The organism is Polycladospora coralii (genome assembly GCF_014773435.2).
Classification (GTDB): Bacteria; Bacillota; Bacilli; order Thermoactinomycetales; family Thermoactinomycetaceae; genus Polycladospora; species Polycladospora coralii.
Genome location: NZ_JACXAG020000009.1, coordinates 60,624 through 85,719 on the forward strand (window position 1 = coordinate 60,624; position 25,096 = coordinate 85,719).

Annotated in this window: 19 protein-coding genes, 10 tRNA genes and 1 rRNA gene; 9 read left to right on the forward strand and 21 right to left on the reverse strand. The window is 39.7% G+C overall.

Annotated features, from left to right (window positions below):
- Positions 1–17: 17 nt before the first annotated feature.
- Positions 18–1,424 carry a dipeptidase PepV gene (gene pepV, locus IC619_RS14630; protein ID WP_191140849.1) on the reverse strand — a complete coding sequence of 469 codons (1,407 nt, stop codon included), beginning with the start codon at positions 1,422–1,424 and terminating at the stop codon, positions 18–20.
- A gap of 604 nt (positions 1,425–2,028) precedes the next feature.
- Positions 2,029–4,665, reverse strand: coding sequence for a penicillin acylase family protein (locus IC619_RS14635; protein ID WP_191140848.1), 2,637 nt, complete (start codon positions 4,663–4,665; stop codon positions 2,029–2,031).
- 143 nt (positions 4,666–4,808) lie between these two features.
- Between IC619_RS14635 and IC619_RS14640 the strand changes: the two genes are divergently transcribed.
- Positions 4,809–5,945, forward strand: a complete 1,137-nt coding sequence (locus IC619_RS14640) for a DUF819 family protein (RefSeq protein ID WP_191140847.1) — start codon at positions 4,809–4,811, stop codon at positions 5,943–5,945.
- A gap of 28 nt (positions 5,946–5,973) precedes the next feature.
- Complete coding sequence (locus IC619_RS14645) at positions 5,974–7,434, forward strand: pyridoxal phosphate-dependent decarboxylase family protein (protein WP_191140846.1); 1,461 nt, start codon at positions 5,974–5,976, stop codon at positions 7,432–7,434.
- Here IC619_RS14645 and IC619_RS14650 read toward each other — a convergent pair.
- The 6 genes from IC619_RS14650 to IC619_RS14675 all read right to left on the reverse strand — a co-directional run bounded on the left by IC619_RS14650 (position 7,406) and on the right by IC619_RS14675 (position 12,875).
- A complete protein-coding gene (locus IC619_RS14650) occupies positions 7,406–7,594 on the reverse strand; it encodes a hypothetical protein (protein WP_191140845.1) in 189 nt (62 codons plus the stop codon). The genes IC619_RS14645 and IC619_RS14650 overlap by 29 nt on opposite strands.
- 50 nt (positions 7,595–7,644) lie before the next feature.
- Positions 7,645–8,637 carry an inorganic phosphate transporter gene (locus tag IC619_RS14655; protein ID WP_191140844.1) on the reverse strand — a complete coding sequence of 331 codons (993 nt, stop codon included), beginning with the start codon at positions 8,635–8,637 and terminating at the stop codon, positions 7,645–7,647.
- Positions 8,630–9,247, reverse strand: coding sequence for a DUF47 domain-containing protein (locus IC619_RS14660; RefSeq protein ID WP_191140843.1), 618 nt, complete (start codon positions 9,245–9,247; stop codon positions 8,630–8,632). Before IC619_RS14660 ends, IC619_RS14655 begins: the two co-directional genes overlap by 8 nt.
- Before the next feature lie 318 nt (positions 9,248–9,565).
- A complete protein-coding gene (locus IC619_RS14665; protein ID WP_191140842.1) occupies positions 9,566–9,886 on the reverse strand; it encodes a hypothetical protein in 321 nt (106 codons plus the stop codon).
- Positions 9,887–9,893: 7 nt separating this feature from the next.
- Positions 9,894–11,390, reverse strand: a complete 1,497-nt coding sequence (locus IC619_RS14670; RefSeq protein ID WP_191140841.1) for a vWA domain-containing protein — start codon at positions 11,388–11,390, stop codon at positions 9,894–9,896.
- 111 nt (positions 11,391–11,501) lie between these two features.
- Positions 11,502–12,875 (reverse strand): TrkH family potassium uptake protein, encoded by a 1,374-nt coding sequence (locus IC619_RS14675; protein WP_347239811.1) that lies wholly within the window; start codon positions 12,873–12,875, stop codon positions 11,502–11,504.
- A gap of 83 nt (positions 12,876–12,958) precedes the next feature.
- Here IC619_RS14675 and mnmA point away from each other — a divergent pair, with 83 nt between their 5' ends.
- Positions 12,959–14,068 (forward strand): tRNA 2-thiouridine(34) synthase MnmA, encoded by a 1,110-nt coding sequence (gene mnmA, locus IC619_RS14680; protein ID WP_249669886.1) that lies wholly within the window; start codon positions 12,959–12,961, stop codon positions 14,066–14,068.
- Between the two features lie 79 nt (positions 14,069–14,147).
- On the opposite strand, the gene IC619_RS14685 is transcribed toward mnmA, so the two are convergent.
- The 6 genes from IC619_RS14685 to IC619_RS14710 form a co-directional block, all read right to left on the reverse strand.
- Positions 14,148–16,271, reverse strand: a complete 2,124-nt coding sequence (locus IC619_RS14685) for a S8 family serine peptidase (RefSeq protein WP_191140839.1) — start codon at positions 16,269–16,271, stop codon at positions 14,148–14,150.
- Positions 16,272–16,457: 186 nt separating this feature from the next.
- Positions 16,458–16,534: transfer RNA gene (locus IC619_RS14690), tRNA-Arg, on the reverse strand.
- A 22-nt stretch (positions 16,535–16,556) separates the two neighbouring features.
- Positions 16,557–16,633: transfer RNA gene (locus IC619_RS14695), tRNA-Arg, on the reverse strand.
- 22 nt (positions 16,634–16,655) lie between these two features.
- Positions 16,656–16,732, reverse strand: a tRNA-Arg gene (locus IC619_RS14700).
- 22 nt (positions 16,733–16,754) lie between these two features.
- A tRNA-Arg gene (locus IC619_RS14705) sits at positions 16,755–16,831 on the reverse strand.
- 111 nt (positions 16,832–16,942) lie between these two features.
- A tRNA-Cys gene (locus tag IC619_RS14710) sits at positions 16,943–17,016 on the reverse strand.
- 62 nt (positions 17,017–17,078) lie between these two features.
- On the opposite strand from IC619_RS14710, the gene IC619_RS14715 reads away from it, so the two are divergent.
- On the forward strand, positions 17,079–17,495 hold the full coding sequence (locus IC619_RS14715) for a YugN family protein (RefSeq protein ID WP_191140838.1): 417 nt from the start codon (positions 17,079–17,081) through the stop codon (positions 17,493–17,495).
- A 1-nt stretch (position 17,496) separates the two neighbouring features.
- Here the strand turns inward: IC619_RS14715 and IC619_RS14720 are convergent.
- From IC619_RS14720 to IC619_RS14740, 5 genes are all read right to left on the reverse strand, one after another.
- Positions 17,497–17,570, reverse strand: a tRNA-Trp gene (locus tag IC619_RS14720).
- 5 nt (positions 17,571–17,575) lie between these two features.
- Positions 17,576–17,651 (reverse strand) — tRNA-Thr (locus IC619_RS14725).
- A 36-nt stretch (positions 17,652–17,687) separates the two neighbouring features.
- Positions 17,688–17,763, reverse strand: a tRNA-Thr gene (locus IC619_RS14730).
- A 5-nt stretch (positions 17,764–17,768) separates the two neighbouring features.
- Positions 17,769–17,844: transfer RNA gene (locus tag IC619_RS14735), tRNA-Phe, on the reverse strand.
- Between the two features lie 22 nt (positions 17,845–17,866).
- Positions 17,867–17,960, reverse strand: a tRNA-Ser gene (locus tag IC619_RS14740).
- Between the two features lie 272 nt (positions 17,961–18,232).
- Between IC619_RS14740 and IC619_RS14745 the strand changes: the two genes are divergently transcribed.
- From IC619_RS14745 to IC619_RS14765, 5 genes are all read left to right on the forward strand, one after another.
- Positions 18,233–19,474 (forward strand): ABC transporter substrate-binding protein, encoded by a 1,242-nt coding sequence (locus IC619_RS14745; protein ID WP_191140837.1) that lies wholly within the window; start codon positions 18,233–18,235, stop codon positions 19,472–19,474.
- Entirely contained in the window at positions 19,458–20,324 is an 867-nt protein-coding gene (locus IC619_RS14750; protein ID WP_191140836.1) for an ABC transporter permease, read from the forward strand. The genes IC619_RS14745 and IC619_RS14750 overlap by 17 nt, the downstream gene beginning before the upstream one ends.
- The gene (locus IC619_RS14755; protein ID WP_191140835.1) at positions 20,324–21,130 is read left to right on the forward strand and encodes an ABC transporter permease; all 807 of its coding nucleotides are present in this window, start codon (positions 20,324–20,326) and stop codon (positions 21,128–21,130) included. The genes IC619_RS14750 and IC619_RS14755 overlap by 1 nt, the downstream gene beginning before the upstream one ends.
- A gap of 20 nt (positions 21,131–21,150) precedes the next feature.
- On the forward strand, positions 21,151–22,191 hold the full coding sequence (locus IC619_RS14760; RefSeq protein ID WP_191140834.1) for an ATP-binding cassette domain-containing protein: 1,041 nt from the start codon (positions 21,151–21,153) through the stop codon (positions 22,189–22,191).
- 576 nt (positions 22,192–22,767) lie between these two features.
- Positions 22,768–23,553, forward strand: a complete 786-nt coding sequence (locus IC619_RS14765; RefSeq protein WP_191140833.1) for a hypothetical protein — start codon at positions 22,768–22,770, stop codon at positions 23,551–23,553.
- Between the two features lie 164 nt (positions 23,554–23,717).
- Here IC619_RS14765 and IC619_RS14770 read toward each other — a convergent pair whose 3' ends face one another.
- The gene (locus IC619_RS14770) at positions 23,718–24,080 is read right to left on the reverse strand and encodes a TM2 domain-containing protein (protein ID WP_191140832.1); all 363 of its coding nucleotides are present in this window, start codon (positions 24,078–24,080) and stop codon (positions 23,718–23,720) included.
- A 765-nt stretch (positions 24,081–24,845) separates the two neighbouring features.
- Positions 24,846–24,960 (reverse strand): 5S ribosomal RNA (gene rrf / locus IC619_RS14775).
- Positions 24,961–25,096 lie beyond the last annotated feature (136 nt).

Below are 25,096 nucleotides of genomic sequence, written 5' to 3' on the forward strand. Positions count from 1 at the left end.
CCTGTGTATCTGTTATTTTATTTGGCCAGTTCATATATCGCTTGCGCATATAGTGCAGTTGCTTGGAAAAGGTCATCCAGTTCAATAAATTCATCTTTCTGATGCGCGGTCTCTTCTTTTCCTGGAAAAAGCGGTCCAAATGCCACCCCCACGTCAAGTGCTCGCGCATATGTTCCGCCACCAATAGCAAGCAACTCTGCTTTTTTACCCGTTTGCTCTTCATACACGCTTGAAAGCGTTTTTACTAATGGATGATCAGGCTCGCAATAGTGAGCCGCTTTGTGATCGACATCAACGATTTTCAGACCATAGCTTTGGAAGCATTCATCTACTTTCGATAAGATAGCATTTTTATCCCCTGAAAGCGGATAGCGAATATTTAGTTGTAACTTACTCTCTTCATTTTTGGCATATTGGAATACGCCCGCATTCACAGTAAGTTTACCTACAACATCATCTGCTTGTGATAGCCCCATTTTTTCGCCAAAAAAGCTGTCCGTTAGGAAGCGATTAATCATTTCCACATACGCAGAGCCAGCTGAATCTAAGTCAATCGTAGCTAAAATTTTGGCTAGCTCTAGTACAGCATTCAGCCCTTTCTCCGGTTCAGAGCCATGATATGCTCGTCCATGTACACAAATTTTGACATGGTCATCAGCTTCTTCTGCATATCCTTGTATTCGATTTTGCAGGAGGATATCTTGCACCTTTTCTTTTAGGTCAAATACATCTCCTTCCCCTGTCAATTTACAGATAGCAACGTCTGGCACCATGTTTACACGTTGCCCTCCCTCAAACTGTTCCAATACCCAAGTTGAATCGGAAATATTTGTAGGGATAATGGCTCCTGTTAATAATATATCGAGTAGCCCTTTTTCAGCTGTGATAATCGGAAAATCCGCATCAGGTGTAAAGCCCATACTCGGCATATCTTCTTTAGAGAAATAATGCTTCATGCAGCGCCAATTGGTTTCTTCGTCTGTTCCTAAGATCAGTCGTACTCTCTTTGATAACGGTAGGCCACTCTCTTTCACTATTTTAAGGGCATAATATGCAGCCATTCCAGGCCCCTTATCATCAATCGCACCACGGGCATATAACTTTCCTGTTCTTACTTCTGGCGAAAAAGGAGGACTTGTCCATCCATCACCAGCAGGTACGACATCGACATGTGCTAATACACCAATTAACTCATCCCCTGTTCCATATTCAATATGACCCGCATATCCGTCTACATTTTTCGTATGAAATCCATCTTTCCCACCTAAATCGAGCATATACTGTAAGGCATCATCTACCTTTTTACCAAATGGCTTGTTCACTTCCGCCGTGCTCAAATCTAGTGTGCTTTCAATAGTCAAAAAATCTTTTAAATCAGCAATCATTTGTTCTTTTCTAGATTCCACTTCTTGTTTCCAATTCAATTTGCTCTACATCCTTCCATTCACTTAACGTAAAATTGCACTTACAAAAACTTTCCATATGTATCCCAACTGTATAAAAACCAGGATAATCGTTGCTTTCATAACCAATCAGACATGTTTTGATGGTGTGTATTAAAGCAAGTCGGACAAAGTGGTCAATCGAATACATGAACTAGATTGCACCAACTTCGTGAAAGTAAGCAGATGGGCTTACATGAGATATAGGTTGAGATAGCCCACCCCACCCACATAGGCAGAACACCCGTTATCAGTACACTTGTTCCTTTTTTCAATTGCTAATCGTTTTACACAGTAGGCGCTTCTTTTACCACTCAAACCCCATACGAGCACATTTCAAGGAACAACGTCTACTACAAGTAGAATGAGCACCGCTCATTCATATTATCAAAAATGATTGCTCAAAGCATCCCCATAAGGGAATGCTTTGAGCAATCTTGCTTTCATCCCAATTCTAAAGAAGTTGATCTTCCTGCTCGCAAAATCTGTACAATTACCGCCCAGCAGTTTTCAGGGAGATTATTTGTAGCGCAAATACGATCGATTACACAGTTGTATTTTTATTACAATAAGATAGAAATAACCTTTATTCTTCTACAATTTGAACGACTTGCTGGAAAGTCGGGCGATTCACCCAACTCAATTGTGGAGCCTCAAGTAATCCTAGTGGAGTTTGTTTAATATCATCTTGATTGGCATCGTATTTCCAATCCTGTACCTGTGACGAACCATATTTTGTTGTTAATTGATTCGCTGTTGTTTGTAAGGCATTCCACAGCTGTAGTCGACATTGCTGCAGATTACCCTTCCCACAGTAGGTCTGATGAAAAGGGGACTCTACCTGTTGATTCAGCACTTGACGAAGATCTTTATTTAAATGGGCATAACCTCCCTTTAAAAAAGCTGAACCCACTCCAAAACGTGGGGAATCCTCAAATGGTTGGGGAAACTTCATTTCTTTGGACATTTCTGGGAAAACGCTTTCAAGTAAGCGGTCAAAAGCTTCATCTGCAATGGCTACTGCAACTGCATCATCATACTCACCATCTAAAGGTGAAAAATCTCTACGATGACCTCCATTTGCAACCCATTGGGCTAGATAATCTCTCATCTTTTGCAAGCGCTCATCTTGAACGGGTGGTTCGTCACCTAATACTTCTAACACATATGGGTAAACCTCTTGCCCCTTCAAATCCACAGTAGCCGCATCCATTGTAAGATTGACGACATCTGCTCTATCCAACTTTTTTTCAGCATTCAAGTGTTGCTTGATACGCTTTTCAAGTAAGTCAGAACGATGTACTGGGCCAAGACTAAAATTTGCATCATTCGATCGAAACGCAGGGGCTTGTTTATTATTCCATGAGATCAAATACCCTCTGTCTGGATTGGTTTCATGTGGTTGTTGATCTGATGACAAATAAGTTCCGGTCCAATCATACTCGCCAGTGCCCCAAGTAGGTAGGTCTGGATTTGTCCGAGAATTTCGTATGGGTAATAAACCACTATGCTTGTAGCTAATATGGGTATCATCCACATAAAACCAATTAAATGTATAGTCAATCGAATTCACAGCAGTTTGAAAAGCAGATACGCCTTCCTCCATAAATGTCGGGTTGTTCATTTTTTGAAAACCGATTGCACTTTTTAATTCATTGCCATAGGTAGAGCGTTGTGTCGCTACTGCAACAGGCTTACCTGCTACCGTTCCCCTCGCAACCACCGGTCCATACACGGTTTTCTGAACTTCCATCTGAGAATGTTTAAATATATCCATCTTCGTACATTTTCCCTTGTATTCGTAATAATTAGTATTCGAATCTACTTTTGACCCGTCAGGAGAACACAACTTTATGATCCATTGATCTACATTGTCGGCATTAGAAGAAGTTGCTGACCATGCATAATCTTTTCCGTGCCCCATCTGTACATAAAAATTAATACCGACAAAACCAACCCCTCTCGCATAAATTCCTGGACCATCCACAGCCATTTCCATCAGCATCTGTGGACTGTAATAGCTTGTTTGTGGTCCAAATACAGCTATTGGATGACCGACTTTTGTATGTTCTCCACTAACGAGAATGGCATTGCTCATCGCATCTGGAAAACGAAGTGGGATGGGTCCATAAGGCCCGTCTATTTGAAGGGTTGAAGAATTCATTTGGTTCATAGTTGCTTCAACATTTTCCAAATCTAATAATGCCGTTGAAGCTGGATCGATGTTGTGATGATCATTATAAGGAAAAGCTTGCAACGTGGTCGTAGGTGCTTCTGAATCATTAGCAAACTTAAAATCTTCCCAGATACTTTCTCCTTTCGTATTGCCATATTTAGCTTTTAACTGAGATAGATACACACCACTTGCAACTTCATTTCCTCCCCCCTTGCCAAATACACCACCAATAAAAGAAGCAATTGCGACACTATCTTCTTTTTTCCATAATTTAGGAATTTTAAAAAGCCCTACATACTCCACAGGGAGTAACTTTGATTTCCATCTTGTTTCTTTTATATACGCATTTACGCCATCCGTATAGGACTGGAGGTCTTCACATGCCTGTTTTCCTTCCTCACTTTCCTCACATAAAAAATCAATCTGCTCTTGCAATTCTTCCTCACGATAAGGTGCATTTTTGAGTTGATTCAAATCCATTTCTCGGTTCGCTTCGCTATCTCCCAAAAAACTTGATAGCTCTGCTCTGCCTAGATGGCGTAATACATCCATTAAAAAGAGGCGATCCTCTGCTGTCGCATAACCAACACCGAACATGGTAGCTGCTCGTGTATCTCCAGCGATATGAGGAACACCAAAATGATCCCTTCGAATGGTTAAACCTTCTGTCGGTGTGTATGTTCGTTCTATTTTTTGGGGAGATTCGATCGTAGATCCTTTAAAATAGCTCTGCAAATTATCTTCAGTTATACCAGGTGCATCTTGTGATAACTTCTCGTACATCTGAGTTTGATCATTCGTATGCTTAGGATATTTCTTAAATAGCTTATACATCAATGCTTCACTGGTATTGATTACCCCATCTTGACCGGGAGGCATGATATTCATAAATTGATCGTTTGTAGATGACCGTTCCGCTTTTGTAACGTTCCCACTAGTCATGAATACAAATGCGAGAAGCAGACATAAAGCAGTTATACTTCTTATTTTCAACAATGAAAATCTTTTTACCATTCTACGCATGAAACATTTAAGCCCATCAAACATCTTTTAACAACTCCTTCCATTGAATTTAAGATCAATATAAGTTATAATTATCATATTATTTAAAAAAATGCAAACGCTATCATTTTTTTGTATATCTGATACATTACACAAAGGAGGTTACTATAATTAGAGAGATCACGCTCTTGTTTTTGTTTCTCACATTACCAGCCTTAATCATATGGCTTTGTACACGCGTAAATATCTTAAATAAAGTCGGAACTGTCATCCTATGTTATTTCGCTGGTATGTTATTAGGCAATACAACCTCTTGGTCTCAAGATATACAAGCTTTTATTGAAGTATGCTCCGGTATTTTTATTGGTATTTCACTTCCTCTATTACTTTTTTCTTTAAATGTACGCAGTTGGATTCAAAATTTAGCAAAAAATGCACTTCTTTCGATGGGCTTTGCTATTTTATCTGTTACATTAGTAACCAGTATACTTGTCATTTTTTTTTATGAACAGCTACCTGCTGATTGGCAGTTAGCAGGTATGGCGATTGCCGTTTATACTGGAGGAACACCTAACCTAGCCGCAATGAAATCAGCTCTGGCCATTGATACACAAGTATTTATTCTATTCCATACCTATGATACGATTCTAACCTTAGTTTATATTCTATTTCTCATAAGTGCTGGAAAACACGTTTTTAATCAATTACTTCCTAAATTCAAATTCAGTTATTCAAACCAGCAAGGTCATACTACCGACTTGGAAGGAATCTATTTATTTAAGGGGTTATTTCGTTCACATCAATGGTACAACGTTTTGATTGCACTTCTTTTATCCACCTCTATTTTCATTGTAGCGTATATCCTATCACAATTTTTTAGTCCCGTGAATCAAAGTACTGTCATGATTATCTCCATTTCCATCCTAGGGATCGCAATGTCTTTTCATTCAAGAATCGTTACTTTACCACACACTTTTCAATTAGGTTTGTATTTTATCTATTCTTTTTGTATTACGGTGGGGTCACAGACCCATTTTGATGCCTTACTTCCCATTCAATACGAGCTGTTTTTCTTTGTAGCCATTGTCATATTTGGTTCAACTACACTTCACGCGTTATTTTGTCGAATCTTCGCTATAGATAGGGATACATTTATGATTACATCTACGGCAGCGATCTGTTCACCTCCTTTTATTCCAATCGTTGCAGGAGCGCTTAAAAATCCTCAGTTGCTTCTATCGGGTTTAACAACAGGTATTATTGGTTACGCAATCGGAAATTTTCTGGGAATTGCAATTGGAATTTTCTTTCGTTCGATACTCTGATATCGCAACTTCTAGAAAGGGTGATACCATGTGTCAATCATCAAATAAGCATATTCCATTAACTGGTTTACCTAAAGATGAAGTTTTAAGTCAATTAAATCAATTTAGTGAAACTGATGTAGATTTTAAAAAAGGTCGCATATGGAGCCTCGTTTATTATTTAGGGGAAGAGCATGATCAATTCTTAAAAGAAGCCTATTCGACATATTTCTCACAAAACGGTTTAAATCCTCTAGCTTTTAGAAGCTTGAAAAAGATGGAGTCAGAAGTGATCCGTATGACAGCTAATTTACTTAACGGGGATCAAGATGTTTGTGGCACAATGACTTCCGGCGGGACGGAAAGCTGTCTACTTGCCGTGAAGACCTATCGCGACTATGCACACCCCTCTATAAAAAAGCCAGAAATCATTTTATCTTCTTCAGCTCATGTGGCATTTGACAAAGCTGCCCATTATTTTAACATTAAACCCGTGCGAATCCCCTTGGATCAAGATTATCGAATGAATACACAACTCGTAAAAAAGAAAATAAATCGTAATACGATCTGTATAATCGCCTCAGCTCCTTCTTATCCACATGGTATCATCGATTCAATCACAGCATTAGGAGAAATCGCACAAAAACATCGTGTTCCACTTCATGTTGATGCCTGTTTAGGGGGTTATCTCCTCCCATTTGTTGAAAGGTTAGGTTATCCTATACCCAAATTTGATTTTCGTGTGCCAGGTGTTACTTCCATCTCAGCAGACATACACAAGTATGGTTATGCTGCTAAAGGGGCGTCCGTCCTACTATATCGGAATATTGATTATCTTCAATCACAGTTTTTTATATCAGAAGATTGGCCTGGAGGGGTATTTGCATCACCTACACTTCTTGGCACTCGATCTGGTGGAGCTTTTGCCTCAGCATGGGCTGTGTTGCATTATTTAGGGGAACAAGGATACCTCGAAAAAGCTCAAGATATTATGCAAACTACTCAAAAAATACAGAAAGGAATCACTGCAATTCAAGGGCTAGAGTTAGTTGGTGAGCCTATGATGAGTGTATTTGCCTTTACTTCAAATGATAAAAAAGTAAACATCTATGCGGTTGCAGATCGGTTAGAACTACGTGGTTGGCATATTGATCGCCAGCATAAACCGGAATGTTTACATGGTATGGTAATGCCATCTCACAAACAAATTGCAGATCAATATTTAACCGATCTAAAGCAATCTGTTGCTGAAGTTCGAGCCAATCCTTCCTATTCATATCAGAATGGGGCTGCTATGTACGGAATGATCTCAAGGGTACCACTACGTCATATGGTAAAAAAGCAAATACTCATGATGTATAAACAACTTTATGGGGCACACACTATTTTTCCAGATGAGCAAAGTATGTCTATAGAAAAAACAACGAAACAAAAATCTGGTTTATTAAATAAAGTGACTCCATTACTTTTAAAGGCATTTCTCAATCATACAAAAAATAAGAGAAGATAGCTTCTATCTTCTCTTTCACCTGCTCTGGAAGTAATTGCATGATCAATTCCGGCTCAACCATATAGAAAAAAACAAATAAGACCATCACCACAATTAAAAATGCTTGAAAACACGCACGAGCCCACTGTTCCATACTTGTCGATTTTGATTGTTGTTCCAAATCAAATTCACTCCATTCTATAGAAAACCATTTCAAATTGGATATAACAATTATTCTAACACACGAAGTATCAGATAAATGATGTATCCCATGATCGCTGTAACAGGTAATGTAAGGACCCATGCACTAATAATTTTACCTGCTATACTCCATCTAACGCTTCGAACTCTTTCTGCTGCGCCTACACCGATGATTGAACCTGTAATCGTATGGGTTGTACTAACTGGCACACCCACTTTCGCAACCGTTGCCAAAATTAAGGCTGCTCCTGTCTCTGCCGAAAAACCTTGAGGCGATTCAAGCCGGCTCAGTCTAGTTCCGATGGTATGAATGATTTTTCTCCCTCCCATGGCAGTTCCTAAAGCCATGGATAATCCGGCAGCGAATACCACCCAAAAAGGGACATTCATATCATTTTGATAGCCAGCTGTGAATAACCCAAGTGTAATAATCCCCATCGCTTTTTGGGCATCAGCAGCCCCATGACTAAATGCCATCCCGGCCGAAGAAATAATTTGCAAGGGACGAAAAATACTTTTCACTTTCGAGCGCGGTTTATTTTTAAAGAAAAAGCGAATGAGCTTGATGAGGCCAGCACCTGCTAGTCCTCCTAATAGGGGAGAAACTAAAAGTGCAACGAGAATCATGAGGATACCACTTACTTGTAATACAGAAACCCCAGCATAAGCAATAGCAGAACCTACCAAGCTTCCAATTAAAGCATGAGAGGAGCTTGTAGGAATCCCCATTAATACAGTAACAATGTTCCAAATAATAACTGCTAATAACGCTGCGATCAATACAATTTGTGTTATGCCATTCGGATCAACTATATTTTTTCCTATTGTTTTGGCTACCTCAGTCGAAAAAAAAGCTCCTGCTAAGTTAAGCACTGCCGCCATCATAATCGCTTTTGTAGGCGATAGCGTCCGTGTTCCGACAACAGTGGCTATCGCATTTGCCGTATCATGCCAACCATTTGTAAAGTCAAAGATGAGAGCCAGCACAATGACAGCCACAAGCACCCAGAAAGGATCAAGCATACTTCATAACCACACTTTCAAGCACATCCATCAGGTCTTCATATGTATCTGTTACAGCTTCTAATTTCTCGTAAATCTCTTTCATTTTAATTAAGTTCACCAGATCAACTGGTTCCTCAAACAACGAACTAATCGATTCACGTAAAATTTTGTCTCCCTCATTTTCCAAAATATTTACTTCAACTGATATCTTACGGATTTGGGTATAGTTCCTTTTTTCAAGTCCAATAAACGCCTCTTGGATCAACTGGGCACCTGTTCTAAGTAAATCAGCAAATTGCAAGAGGTATGGCGTAGGTTTCTCTACGTGCATATATACAAAACGTGCAGCACAAGCTTCAATACCATCTATAATATCGTCTAAATCTTTAGCTAATGTTAATAAATCCTCATGATCAAGTGGTGTTACGAAGGTTTGATTTAATTCTTTAATAAGCAGGTGTGTATAGTCATCTCCCTTCGACTCCAATGTTTTAATCTTTTCAGCGTACTCCTCTTTATCTGAAAGCGTTTCTACATTTTCATAAAACAGTTGCGCGGCTTCTCCTATATTTGCGGTTATATCGGTCATAATGCGATAAAAAATAAGGTCTTTTTTTCGATTAAACAACACTTTATATCCTCCTCAAGCGTGTCAATTTGCATGAATTTTCTATTTCACCTTCGTATATTTAAGGTATAATGCGAAAACGAAATCACACAATCACCACGCCGCTTATGAAGCATTTATCATACGATTTATAGATGAGAATGAACATGCAGCCTTCTAAATCTTAATATATAGTTTATAATTTCTTAACAATAAATTAATATTGTTTAACTATGCAAGATTAACATTTCCACACTTTAGCTAAGCTATGCATAAGTGAAAATGGTTCGGCTGGCTTAGGCGCTATGATAAAAAAAAAGCGACATGAATGGTCGCTTTTTATGCTAAAGCCGTACTATTTAAGAAGTTTCCTTCAATATAGAGATACAGTAAATTTAGATCACAAATGATCTCCGAAATCTGATTCATTTCTTCGTTATACAGAAAAAATGTTTCATCATCTGCTTCTTTAAGTTGTTCATAGTAGCGCATATATCGACTTTCAAATGCTTTAATTCGCTCTGGAATGTAAGAACAAATTTCTTGACATTTCAATTCAAATTCTTGTTGTTGTTCCGCCGATAAAGAATCGTAGTCCACTAGTAATCGTGGGCGATTCATACCTAAACGATCATCAAAATAGATTTCATAAGATGCCAAAACGTACTCACTCCGTTTGTTCTCCGTTTGAATAGCCTTCTCTTACATTTTTCTCAATCGTAGGTCGCGTCTCATTCCCACGAACTTTCTCAATATTTTGTTGCCATTTCTGATATAGCTTATCGCTACCTTCTTGATATTTTCGATCAATATAGTGCTCCATTTGTTGTTTCCGGTCTTCTATCCATTTTTGAATTTCATCATCCGTCACAGAATCTAATTTTTGTGATTGAATGACATACGACTTGGTGTTTAACAATCTTTCATTCTCCAAAGTCACTTTCTTTAAAAGTTTCTCTCGATGGCGCAAAAGACGTTCTTGATCATACTGATAGGCATTCGAAAGCGTGCGAAGCGCACTTTCCTCCCAGCTTCGATCTGTTTGAGTCATCCATTGCAGTTGTCTAGAAGCCGTTTCGTGCAACCGTTTAGGATCTTCAATATTTTGCATGACCCCTCCGGTTACATCTACAATCTCTCGTAACTCATTCTCATCTTTGGCATTTAAGGATAAGCCAATCATACTAATATCTGCACGTACGTCTGAATATCTCAACATCCTAGCTGACATCAATGCGTCTTGATCACAATTTTCCGTTCCATCACCAACTAGTATAATCTTATTTTCTTCGCTGGCGGTTTGCTTCTGCATATGATCACGAACTTGATCTATTGTCAGAGCCAGTGGGGTCCATCCGGTCGCTTCAATTTGCGCAAGTTGATCTGCTAGTTGCAAATTCTGCTGATTATCATGATAGATCAAATCCGCGTTGGAACACGATTCTTCTTTACCTTCACTTGCATTGGATCCAGTATGCCCATACACATAAACCTGCACCTGATATTTTTGTGCATCCAATTGTTCGGTTATCTGCGATATGACCTTTTTGGCAAGTTCCATTTTTGGCACACCATCTATTTCGGCTGCCATACTACCACTTGCATCTAATAAAATGATGATGTTTTTCTGCCGTTTCTCATCCTGAACATTTGTCTCATTTGTGTTCGCCTGCTCTTTTTTTACTTTCGGCTCCGGTTGTGGTAAAAAATTAGCTTGATTTGCCTCTATAATTTTTTTATAGTCCCGGTTCTCTATTGTAACGAACTGACTGACATCCTCTTTATAATTCTCACCAACTAACCCGAGTAAATAAGCATATGCTTTGTCTTTACTCAAACCCTTGGGCATTTGCTGTAAAGCACGATTTACTTTAGCTGGTTTATAGGAAGAAGAAGCATACTCGCCCTTACCTTCGTCTTCTATAATTAGAGACAAGTCGGTATTAGGCGCAGGACTTTTTGTCATTTTTTGTTCGTTTGTTTGTGTTTCCTGCTCTTCGCTAGCCGGTTTGGATGCAGGTTGTGTAGCAACTAGCTTGTCTATTTCTTCAATTTGGCTTCCAGTTTTCGTTTGAATTTCTTCTATTACTGTTGCACACCCCGTCATCGACACCAATGGAACCAATAGCATAGTGAAAACATATGATTTTTTTCGATGTCTCATTGGTACCTCCTATTCCTTATACAGGATTAACACAAATGGAACAAATCAATCAACTTGATTGAAGTATAGCAAAAATAAGCTTATTTTCAAAGTGCTGTGCGAAAACAACGATTATCCGATCAATGGTTTTTCTTCAGGATAGCGATAAGGCTTCTGTCGTTTGCTTTTCGCAATCGCATATGCCAGCGTAATCGGTCCCAAACGCCCAATGATCATGACAAAAATAATCAGTACTTTTCCAAAATCAGTTAACAACGGTGTCAATCCCATCGTTAGACCAACTGTACCAAATGCTGAAACAGCCTCAAATAAGATCATTAATAAATCAGCATGTTTATGTTCCGTAATCGTTAATATCATCGTGACCACCAAAACCAAAGTAAGAGATAGGACAGTCACAGTTAATGCTTTGTATACTGCATCATATGGAATTCGTCGCTTAAATATCACAATATTATTCCGGCCTCTAATCATACTCCAAACGGCTAACAATAAGGTGAATAAAGTAGTCGTTTTAATGCCTCCACCGGTAGAACTAGGTGAAGCCCCCACGAACATCAACATAATGGTAATGAAAAGCGTAGCAGGATAAAGGTGATGTACACCAAGTGAATCAAAGCCCGCTGTTCGCGGTGTCACCGCATGGAAGTACCCGGCAAGCAATTTATCACCAATCGGTAATGCACCTAAAGTGCTCGGGTTGTTCCATTCAATGGCCAGAACGAGTAGGGTCCCCACGAAAACTAAAATGCCCGTCATCGCCAGTACCATTTTCGTGTGTAAACTTACTCTTCTCACATACCGATATTCCAACAACTCGATAATAAGTACAAATCCAATCCCTCCAATAATAAATAAGGAGCTTATCACCAGATTAACATAGAAATCCGTCTGATAAGAAAGCAGACTCGTTCCAAACAGGTCAAAACCCGCATTATTAAATGCAGATATACTATGAAATAAAGCAAAATACATCCCTTTTTCTATGCCAAATTGCGGTACAAATCGAATCGAAAGCAAGACAAAACCAATACCCTCTATCACAGCGGTAAAAATTAAAATATAGCGAATCATCTTGACGATACCACGAAAATCTACCTTATTAAATGCTTCAAGTAAAAGTAATCGTTCTTTAAATCCTATTTTTTTACCAATTAAAAACGCAAATAAAGTGGTAAACGCCATAAATCCTAATCCACCAACCTGTATTAAACAGAGGATCACAATTTCACCGAATAGGGAAAACGTTTCACCTGGATTAACTACATTTAACCCTGTCACACTTAAAGCAGAGGTAGCTGTAAAGAGTGCGTCAAGAAAAGAGATGGAATCTCCATTCGCTGAAGAAACCGGTAATTTAAGTAAGAAAGCTCCTATCATAATGAATGATAGGAAGCCCAAAACCAGTATTTGTGATGGCGTTATGGTACGCAATAATTGATTCATGGATTTCATAGGCAAGCCTTTCTCAACATCTACCTTTATTTGTAGAAGTATTTGATTTCGATTATAATGTAGTCAGCTTGTTGTCACAAGCACGACATGAATAAAAATGGGAATGATATGCCATGGATACGATGAATCAAAATATACGTGTAGTTGTCGGCATGTCTGGTGGGGTAGACTCATCAGTAACCGCTTGGCTACTTAAACAACAGGGCTATGATGTCATTGGACTATTTATGAAGAACTGGGATGATACGGATGAATACGGTCATTGTACAGCTACTGAAGATTTCGAAGATGTGAGGCGGGTTTGTGAGCAAATTGGCATTCCCTATTACGCTGTAAATTTCGAGAAAGAATATGAACAAAAAGTTTTTCAATATTTTCTTGATGAATATAAAAAAGGTAGGACACCTAACCCTGATGTGATGTGTAATCGTGAAATTAAGTTTGGTGAGTTTTTAGAAAAAGCTAAGAAACTTGGTGCTAACTACTTAGCAACCGGTCACTACGCACAGATGAAAGATGTCGATGGAGAACGCCTTTTAGCTCGTGGAGAAGACCCTAATAAAGACCAAACATACTTCTTATATGCTGTCCCCAAAGAACAATTACAATATGCCATGTTTCCGATTGGGCACTTAAATAAAAAAGAAGTTCGCAAAATAGCCGAAGAAGCGGGTCTTGCAACTGCTAAAAAGAAAGATAGTACAGGCATTTGCTTCATCGGAGAACGCAACTTTAAATCTTTTTTAAGTCAGTATTTACCGGCTCAACCCGGTGAAATTCGTACTTTGGAAGGAAAAAAAATCGGTCTACATGATGGGCTGATGTATTATACGCTTGGACAAAGACAAGGTTTAGGAATTGGTGGCAGCGGTACTGGCGAACCTTGGTTCGTTGTAAAGAAGGATTTGGAACAAAATATTTTATACGTTGCACAAGGCCACGATCATGAAACTTTATACTCCCATTCGTTGCTGGCAACAAATGTGAATTGGCTTGTTGATACCCTTCCAACAGAAGCGTTTACTTGCACCGCTAAATTTCGCTATCGCCAACAAGATCAAGGTGTGATTGTTCACCCTAAGCCAGATGGGAATTTAATTGTTACATTTAAAGAAGCTCAACGAGCCGTTACCCCAGGGCAGTCCGTTGTTTTATACCGTGATGAAATTTGTCTCGGTGGTGGCATTATCGATCAAACCTATTCTGTAAAAGATAAAGCTTGAATCTGTACAGACACAACGCATGCTTTAAAAATAGCAACGGGGATGATGATCTTTAGCCAGATCATCATCCCCGTTTCATTTATTCTACTCCAAAGTAATACGGTATACGCATATTATTTTTTCGTTTACCATCTGGAGTAGCCGTAATGTAACCCGCATAACCACCCGGCTCATTAAAGCGACCATACGCAGTCACTTCAAATGTTTTGGTTTCTCCTTTCTTCACTTTAAATTTTGTCTTACTTAGCTTCAAGGTTTTGTTATCTGTACTTAGTTTGTAAGTTATTTTTTTATTCGTCGGATTTTTCAAGGTTACTTTTATCGTTTTGAATGTCCCTCGATCATCCGTTTTCAACGTCCCAAAGCTAAGGCTAGCTGGATTTGCCAATGCATAAGGTGCATCTGCACGCCCAACATTGATAATACCTGCTCCAACTTCTAACGGATTCGGATCACTCTTAGGATTTTTTGCCGTCGCCATTAATGATGATTTTACATCTTGTGGTGTCCAGTCTGGATGAGATTGTAACAATAACGCTGCCGCACCCGCTACATGTGGTGCTGACATAGACGTTCCGTTGTAAGAGGATAGACCACCACCCACAATACTTGAATACACGTTAACTCCTACAGCGGCTACGTCTGGTTTTAGCGTTCCATTAATTGTTGGCCCACGTGATGAGAAGTTGGCAATTAAACTGTGATTAGGAGTCGTAAATTCACGATCACTACCTGGTTCGAAGGATGCAGAGCGATTATTACCACCTAAGATCCACGCACCGTCCTCATCTTTTAACATCACCATCGGAATGGAAACGCTTTCTTCTACAGACATTGAACTTGGATCTCCTGGGCTATTATTAATCAAGATTACGCCAAGGGCACCTTTCGCCTGGGCATTCATTCCTTTCTGTGTAAATGCACATGTACCTCTCTTTAAGACAGCTATCTTACCTGTTAGATCTTGACTAATCGCTTCACATCCCAAGCCGTCATTTTCTGTAACGATGGCAAGGTCTGCTGAAAAGGCTTCATCCACTTTTGCACCTGGATCTGCTGATCCTACAGGTAAAATACGCTCTTCACCATCTACAGTTATCGCGATAGACTTGCCAAAGAAATGGGCATTGGAAACCGCACCAACGGTAATCGCATTCTCGGCAATACCTGGCGAACCGATGGTTTGTGGGCCCGGTCCAGAGTTACCAGCTGAGATGACCATTGTCATTCCAGCATCACTAGCAGCATTCACGACTTCTACTAATAAATCAAACCCAGTGGACGCGGGTCCTCCTAAACTTAAGTTCGCCACATCCATACCATCGTTTACAGCATCTTCAATCGCTTGTGCGATATGAATGCTTTCAGCACTACAATCTTCACATGGGAACACATTATAGTTTCCTAAGTATGCCTTTGGAGCAACCCCACTTAATTTGCTCTCAGCTAAACCTGATGGGTCTTTGTAATTTTTAATGCCAGCAACAGTCCCTGCCACGTGTGTACCATGTGAACCAATTGCCTCAGGGGATACTTCTTGCTCACCGCTATATACTTTCGCAACAATCACTTTATTACTGGTGTATTTAAGCCATTCATCATTTTGTGACTTAGGAAATCCAGCAGGTATGGGTAAGGAGTTATCCGTTAGGTAGGGGTGATTTTGATCGATTCCACTATCAATAATCGCTACCTTTACGCCTTCACCATTGTAACCTTTTTTCCAAAGCGGTTTATCATTAATAATACTGTGACTTCTATTCATCAGTGGACGATATTGTTTACTTTCAACAACCTGCTTGACACCTGGTGCACGCTGTAAAGCTTTCGCTTCATTAGGTGTCGCTTTTATAGCAACTCCGTTAAATGCTAACTCGTATTCAGCTTCAATTTTAGCGCCTTTTACTTTTTGTCCCATCCAATTTTTGAGGTTTGCACGTTTTGCACGCAAGTGCTGGCGATAGCTTTGAACTTTACTACTTTTTACATCTAATTTTTCATTGGCTGCTGCTTTGGTAGATTGAAAACCTTTGATCCCACCATCATAAGATGCTACTGGTTTTTCATCCATTTGTACAAAGTAGTACTTACTATCAGTAGGTTTGGCCTCTTTCGATGGCGACGCCCCTACGAGCGAAAAGCCCGAGAAAGTAAGTACAGTTGCTAAGAGTAATGCCAAATGAAATCTCCACTGTTTTAACATATTCTTCCTCCTTCAGGTAATGAGACAAATAAAAGAAAATACAGTATATAAATTACGACAAAGTTCTTTTTATTCCTTCTTTTTGTACAATTTATATTTAATTGATTATTTTTTATATTAATAGATTTCTATCATTCGTTTCATAAATAAAAAAAGTTACTACTAATTAATCAGTAGTAACTTTTTTGGCGTGCCCTGAAAGATTCGAACTCTCGACCTTCTGATCCGTAGTCAGACGCTCTATCCAGCTGAGCTAAGGGCACGTATTCATATATTGGTAAAAGATGGCGTGCCCTGAAAGATTCGAACTCTCGACCTTCTGATCCGTAGTCAGACGCTCTATCCAGCTGAGCTAAGGGCACGTATTCATATATTGGTGAAGGATGGCGTGCCCTGAAAGATTCGAACTCTCGACCTTCTGATCCGTAGTCAGACGCTCTATCCAGCTGAGCTAAGGGCACGTATTCATATGTTGGTAAAAGATGGCGTGCCCTGAAAGATTCGAACTCTCGACCTTCTGATCCGTAGTCAGACGCTCTATCCAGCTGAGCTAAGGGCACATATTCATGTCAGTGTTAAGTATGCTATCATATTATCATAATTAAGTCAAGCTATATTGATCATGTAAGATGCGCTTTTCACCAAAGTGAAAAGCGCATCTTACAATCATTTGGAGGCGACACCCGGATTTGAACCGGGGATAAAGGTTTTGCAGACCTCTGCCTTACCACTTGGCTATGCCGCCATGAACAATGAATGAAACGCTCACAAGTTACAAACAATACCATTAAAGAAGGAGGTTTTATAATGATCTCTATTCAGTCATCTATTATAGGATACCACAATTCCTTTCAAAGCATCAAAAAGTTATTAGATACTGAAGGATTTACATTAGGTAGCGGTTATACCTATGAACACGGTTATTTTGATAAACCACTTGATTGGGAAGCCATACATGGTTATCGTTATTACTTACGCATTCCTATTCATTCCATTGATGGAAATGATATTGACCAACCCCATACACAGATCGAATTAGGTAAACCATTTGTCATCAAACATGAATTTAGAACAAATACCAATGATCCCAGCGCTGATATCGGTGTGTTCACTAGCTTAATCAATCAATTCACAACACCCATCCCGGCTGAAAACCATCCAATCGATGTGAAATGGATTCAAAGAGCAAAAAAAATACTCCATAAAATCGAGATGCACATTTAAATGGCAGGGGCAGTAGGAATCGAACCCACACTGGAGGTTTTGGAGACCTCTGTTCTACCGTTAAACTATGCCCCTAAACATGGTGCTGGTGAGAGGACTTGAACCCCCAACCTACTGATTACAAGTCAGTTGCTCTACCAATTGAGCTACACCAGCATATTTATTTTTTACGATATGCACCAATTTGAAGAATGGTGCTGGTGAGAGGACTTGAACCCCCAACCTACTGATTACAAGTCAGTTGCTCTACCAATTGAGCTACACCAGCGTACATGGTGGCTCGGGACGGAATCGAACCGCCGACACGAGGATTTTCAGTCCTCTGCTCTACCGACTGAGCTACCGAGCCAAAACATATGTAGATTTTTATCTGGCGGAGAGAGAGGGATTCGAACCCTCGAGACGGGTTGTGCCCGCCTACACGATTTCCAATCGTGCTCCTTCGGCCAGCTCGGACATCTCTCCATTGTTGTGTCAGTTTGTGTTGCTGTCGTAACTGACAAAAACTATAATACAACGCCTTAGAAATAATGTCAACAGAATAATTATTGTTTTTATTTTCAGTTTAATATACGATGGTATTTAGGCCTATTCTCCCTCTTCCCTCGTGATGTAACATGGTTTGCAAGACTTATGTAAGGTTTTCCAAATACTTCTGTATGTTTTTCTTGTTAATATACTTTTCGTATCCACAACGTTTTCTATAAAACGGTATTCGATAAAGGAGCTGAAACCAATTGTTTAAAGGACGAAAAATTCAGTGGTTATCTGTCATCACCCTTCTTTTGCTCGTAACAGGTTGTTCCCTATCGGATCCTGTACAACCTGAACTAAAAGCAAACCATTCCTGGCAAGAGATTACAGAACTTGCCGAAACGACACAAGTCAATATGCATATCTGGGGAGGAAGTGAAGCAGTTAATCGCTATCTCGATGAATGGGTAAAGCCACGCTTAAAGAAAACATACAATATTGACTTAAATCGTGTTCCTATTCAAGATACACAAGATATCTTGCAAAAGCTTCGCATTGAAAAGCAAGCCGGCAAAAAGAGCGGCTCTGTAGATATGATCTGGATTAATGGTGAAAACTTTAAATTAGCCAAAGAACAACAACTTTTAAGTTCTCCATTTGTATCTAGATTACCCCACTACAATCAATATTATGATCAAACCGCTAAAGATATGATATTCGATTTTGGTGAACCTACTGAGGGATTAGAAGCGCCATGGGGTAAATCACAATTCGTCTTTTTTTATGATAGCGCGAAAGTGAAAAAGCCACCTCAAACTTTGGCCGAGTTAAAAGAATGGGTGACCCAAAATCCGGGGAAATTTACTTATCCGGCTCCACCTGATTTTACGGGTAGTGCGTTTATCCGACAAGCCCTCTATGAAACAACGGGGAGTTATGAACCTTTCACAGCGGAATTAGATGAAAGTGCGCTTACTCGTTATACCTCGCCCTTGTGGAAAAGTTTAAATGAAATGAAGCCTTTTCTGTGGCGCGATGGAAAAACCTATCCGGAAAGCATTGCGAAGTTGGATCAACTGTATGCCAATGGTGAAGTATGGTTAACCATGGGATATGATCCAGCTAAAGCAGCCAATCAAATTCAAAAAGGTCATTTTCCTAAAACAACACGTTCTTTTGTACTCAAAAATGGAACATTGTCCAATACGCACTATTTAGCCATTCCGTTTAATGCATCCAATGAAGCAGGTGCACTCGTCACGATTAATGAGCTATTATCTCCAGCAGCACAAATGACCAAATACGATCCCAACTATTGGGGGGAAGAAATGGCACTTGATATTCAAAAGCTGTCAAGTGAAGACCAAAAGCGCTTACGCGAAATCGATCGTGGTCCAGCCGTGCTCCCTTCAGAGGTGCTAGCTAAACATCGTGTTCCGGAAACATCAGCAAAGCTAGTCGAACAACTCGAACAAGGTTGGAAAGAACATGTGGCAAAACAGTAAACCTTATCTCTTCCTACTCCCTGCGATCACCATGATCTTTGTTTTATTTGTGATGGGTTTAGGAGAGGGAATTTCACAAAGTTTAGGCGTGTATTCGAGTACGGACAAGCTTCACTTCGCTTATTATGTTCAATTATGGTCTGATCCGAATACATGGTCTTCACTCAAATTCACGTTCAAAATCGCCTTTTTATCTACTTTAAGTTCGGGCATATTGGGATTAATCCTATCGGTCGTGCTTTTACGAACGTCGGATCAAACTCCCCTATTATTTAAAACATTGCAACTGCCCTTACTGTTGCCCCATTTTATTGGCGCATACTTTATCGTATTGCTCTGTATGCAAAGTGGTTTTTTGGCACGTATCGCTTATCTACTGGGCTTCATATCTGACCCCAGTCAGTTTCCAATTCTAGTGAACGACCACTGGGGTTTAGGAATTATACTTACTTATATTTGGAAAGAAACCCCTTTTATCGCATGGATGCTCTATCCTGTGTTAAAACGAATTCAAAATACGTGGTGGGATGCGGCGCGCTTAAGCGGTGCCAATCGTTTTCAGTATATGAGAGAGATTGTCCTTCCACTTGTGTTTCCCACTTGGCTCACATCTTGTTTCATTGTGTTTGCCTTTACTTTTTCTGCATTTGAAATTCCGTATTTACTCGGTGTTTCATACCCACAAGCGCTTCCTGTTCTTTCGTATGAGCTATTTACAAGTGGTGATTGGGAAAAACGCTCGCTTGCTCTCGCTTTAAGTTTATCTATCGCCTTCATTACGGGTATATTAGGCTTTTTCACCTATATTTTGGGCAAACGAATTCGCACACAAAAAGGAGTAGGATGGTAATGTTTAAATCACATAAAAGCTGGGCATTGCTTCAGCTATTTCTTTTCATCATCATTCTATTTCCTTTTATTATGATGTTGTTATTTAGTTTTTTTACAGGTTGGTCCTGGCCCCATCTCTTTCCACAAACGCTTAATGTAAGTGCTTGGTCTTATCTCTTCTCTGGAAATGCGGGGGTTCAAGAAGCTATTACCAATAGCCTAGTCATTGCTTTTTCCGCTACAGCGGTCAACCTGTTGCTAGCCCTTCCAGCCGCTCACGCTTTGGCACAGCACACTTTTGCTGGAAAAAAAATCGTTGAAGCTCTACTGTTTGCTCCCCTTATCATTCCACCTTTTGTGGCCATGATGGGACTACAGATCACACTAATTCAATGGAACCTAACCGACACACGTCTCGGTGTAACGATTGCACATCTCGTCCCTACCTTTCCCTATTTGTTGCGACCTCTCTATACCAGCTTTACTACATTAGCAAGCGAATGGAATGCACAAGCCCGTTTACTAGGAGCTAGCCGCTTACAACGGTTTTGGTATGTTTCCCTTCCACATCTGATGCCTGGTATTCTTGCTGGTGTCATGCTAAGCTTATTGGTCTCTTTTAGTCAGTATTTGATTACGCTTCTTATTGGAGGAGGAGCGATCAAAACGCTACCACTTATTCTCTTCCCTTATATCACAAGTGGAGACCTAAGGATGGGGGCTACTTTTTCGATCCTTTTCACAGCTGTTACGCTTTCCATACTTTTCATAGTCGAATGGTGCTTAAAGCGTTTTTATAAACATCGCCACACGGTTCCTATGTAGACAAAAAAGGAGAATTAGAGGTGTTACATCTAACCAATATCCAAAAAACCTATCCACACTTTCATATACACGTGCCAGAGCTCCATGTTTTAAAGGGTGAATTTTTAGCACTGCTCGGATCATCTGGATCTGGCAAAAGCACCTTACTCCGGATCATTGCCGGTTTACTTACTCCAGAGCAAGGCACGCTTGTCCTCGATCATCAAACGCTTACGCATATTAAGCCTGAAAAACGGGATATCGCTATGGCTTTTCAACAGCCCCTACTCTTCCCTCATCTCAATGTCATAGAGAATATCTCTTTTGGGCTTAAAATGAAGAGAAGAAAGAAAAAAGAGCGGTTGCAACAAGCCACTTCCTACCTCGAATTAGTGGGATTAGAGGGGTATGAAACCCGGATGCCTCACCAATTAAGCGGTGGCGAACAACAACGTGTTTCCCTAGCTCGTGCGATGATTATGAAACCGCGCTTGTTACTTATGGATGAGCCTTTTAGTTCAGTCGATCCTAACATTCGCTCTGAATTACAAGAACTTACCCTTCGGTTACATGCTGAACATCATATGACTACCATTTTTGTCACTCATGATCATGATGAAGCGTTTCAAATGGCCGATCGGATTGGTATTATGCAAGCTGGAAAGCTGCTCCAAGTCGATACAGCGCATCAACTTTACCAAGCACCGCTATCGGTTGATGTCGCTCGCTTTCTAGGTCAAAAAAACATCTGGCAGGGATTCATTCAAGCTGGTAAATTTATAAGCGATTTCATTACATTCGATAGGGTGGAGCACCCAACAGGAAAGGGACATCTAATCGCTCCACCCTCAGGCTTCCAACTCTTAAAGCCTACAAATCAAAAAAGCGAGCATGAAATGGAAGGAACGATTGCTAAAATCTCTGTCCAAAAAGGAAGTTACCGCATTCTGGTTCGCGTTCATGCAGCACAGATCGAAACCACCGTACCCTTTGATCCACACATCACTTGGACGCCCAACGAACCCGTCCTGTTACGTTATCAAGCGGATCATTTTACTTGGCTACCGGATCCCCTAGCATAAACTTATGTCCGTTCACGCTGAAATTGAAGCGTTCTAAAGTGGATTTACAGCTCTTGCGCAAAACGCTAACCAAAATGTCCATTCAAGGTTGATTATTGATAACACGATAACGTTATAGCTCATACGGTAGACCGTAGTGGCAAACGTGTTTACCATATAAGCGCATAGAAATGGAGCAACTACTTGAATCCTTGAAAAACGTAGCAGGACATGGAGCAAAAGGGTATTGGCCTTCGTTCACTTTTATGATTTCACGAATTTCCCTTTAAAAGTCGGTGACTTCTCGACAAAAAGTGTTTCTCACAAGAAGTCCATTTCCTGTGAGAAACACTTTTTGGTGTCCCATGCATTTTCTTTTCAAGCTGTGACCAAAATCACATTTCAAATCCTATCCATGTGTTATTTTAATTTATGTGTTTAGAAAGTTTATATATTGCAATCCGATTCTAATGAAAGGAGAGTACCAATACAGAAATTACTTCTTTTACACCCATTATAATTGCAAGTGGGTAACTTATTCATGAAATATTCTTAATTTAATGTTTATATTTGATTATATATATGGAGGCAACAACAATGAAAAAAATCTTTTCAAAATTTGTTATGGTCGTTGCAATGACTGCGCTACTACTCACTAGCGCTGATATGGGCTGGAGCCAAAGTGAAGCGTTAGCTGCAACTGCTTCAAAAGCTACAATTACAAACGGTAAGTACACTGCGGGTAGTGGAAAAGTCACATATATCAAAGATAATAAGGTTCGAGTTCGCTATCACAATCAAGGAGAGCGTAGTTTCCGTATCAATGTATTAGGCCCTGAGTCAGACAATTGGAAGGTCGTCAAAACGCAATATATATATAAAAGCATTAATCCAAAATATTTTGACCTAACCATCCCGAAAAACGGTGTATATAAAGTTGTAATTGAATGCGTAAAAAGTGGAAGTAAAGTACACCCTCGCTACAATGACTGTAGTGGTTGGGCTTCTATCGATAAAGCACCCACTTTTACCAAAGCAACGATTGAACCTGGTCAATATGATGCTACGAGTGAAGTCGTCCATTACGACAAAGGAAATATCGTCAGAATAAGCTATGAAAACCCTGGTACACGTAGTTTTCGTGTGTACTTATCGAAAATAAAGCCCATTTCTGAAAAACCTTTTTATAAACTAGTATCCGTTAAAGATGTATACGTTCCAAGAGGCACTCCACTTGAATCTTTTAACTTCACCATACCAGAAAACGGGGAATACAAAGTTTTGATTCAATGCGTGCAAAGTAAGCGTAATGTATATCCTCGTAACAAAGATTGTAATGGCCGTGGTTACGTAAGGAAAGTAGTGCCACGTATCATTCGCTAAGTCACGATTTTTTATATTGATCTAGTCCATCTGATGGATAGATGCCGAGCAAATTGCACGACATCTGCAAAAATTTCAGCTGAGCTTGCTGAGTATCAGTGAGCTCAGCTTTTCCATTTATGTAGTACCACTAGTTATCCCGTGACGATAAACATGATATCGTATTACAGATCGATTGTACCGTCAATATGCGTACGGACATTATTATTCATATTTTTGTACATAGCCATCTGACCTTGTCTTTTAGCCTCTTCTACCTCTTTTTTCTTTATGATTTCATCTACCATCAGATTATGTTTCAGCACTTTGTTCTCCATGGTGATAAAGTCGTAAATGGTGCCCACAAGGAAAAAACCCAAAGTAAAAAAATATAATAGCCCCATAAAGATATTTTTCTTGTAGAAATAATGCAGCCCTGCGAGTGGAATTCCCATCAGACAAAGAAATCCTAATGCACACAGGATTCTCATTTTACCAACATCTAATTTTTTATATAATTTGCCCTTATAAAAAACATGATCGACCATAAAAGCCCCCCTATTTTATATCAGATTTAAACCCTCATCTATCAAATTGCATTTCTTTTCCTTTTTGATTATATGTGAATGTATGAATTTAATCAAGAAATAACACAAGATCGTAAATCGTTCGGTTTATTACAACTCATGTTCATCCTTCACTTACATGCCATGCATATAATCGAAGTAACAACCGATGGCATACATTGGGAAGGGAAAGGAGGAATAAGATGGTCTCAAAAAAACGCCATCATCAATCGAAGATAATCAGATTGAAAAGTTTGCCCCTATCTGACTGTTCAGGTTTTCCTTGTCCCTTTGCTTCATGCAATGGTGATTGTACATGTCCTTTCACCGAATGTATATCTGCCCCGTTACTTATCTCAAATGTAGATGTTAACATTAAAGGTAAAAACAATATTGGGGGTACCCCTAGTAAATGTAAGCAGTTTACCATAATTACTAGGCCTAAAAAGAATAAATTGAAAGTCACTACTTTTAAATTCCCTAATATTAAAAATAAAAATCGAAGACGAGCTATCTTGCAATTTACACACAGAGGAAAGCTAACAAATCGAGTGATCCGTTTTGACAAGCATGGTCATTTTATTCCTGATTGCGCTCGTAAATAGCTCTAGCCACTTTGCTGTATGCGACAAACTCAGCTTGCGCTACCCGATTTTGTCTTATTACCCTTGCTTCGCTTGACATGATTATCTGCCTCTTTGAGCTAAGCCAAAAAAGCCTCACTTCAAATGAAGTGAGGCCAAATGAGCCTGGCGACGTCCTACTCTCCCATAGATTAATCTATAGTACCATCGGCGCTGGAGGGCTTAACGGTCGTGTTCGGGATGGGAACGAGTGGGTCCCCTCCGCCATCATCACCAGACGTATAAAATTGTGGGTGTTTCACACCCTGAAAATTAGAATGGAAGCAAGTGTATGTGGAGAAGAAAAAATTAAATTGTAGGTTAAGCCCTCGACCGATTCGTACCTGTCAGCTGAACATATTGCTATGCTTACAC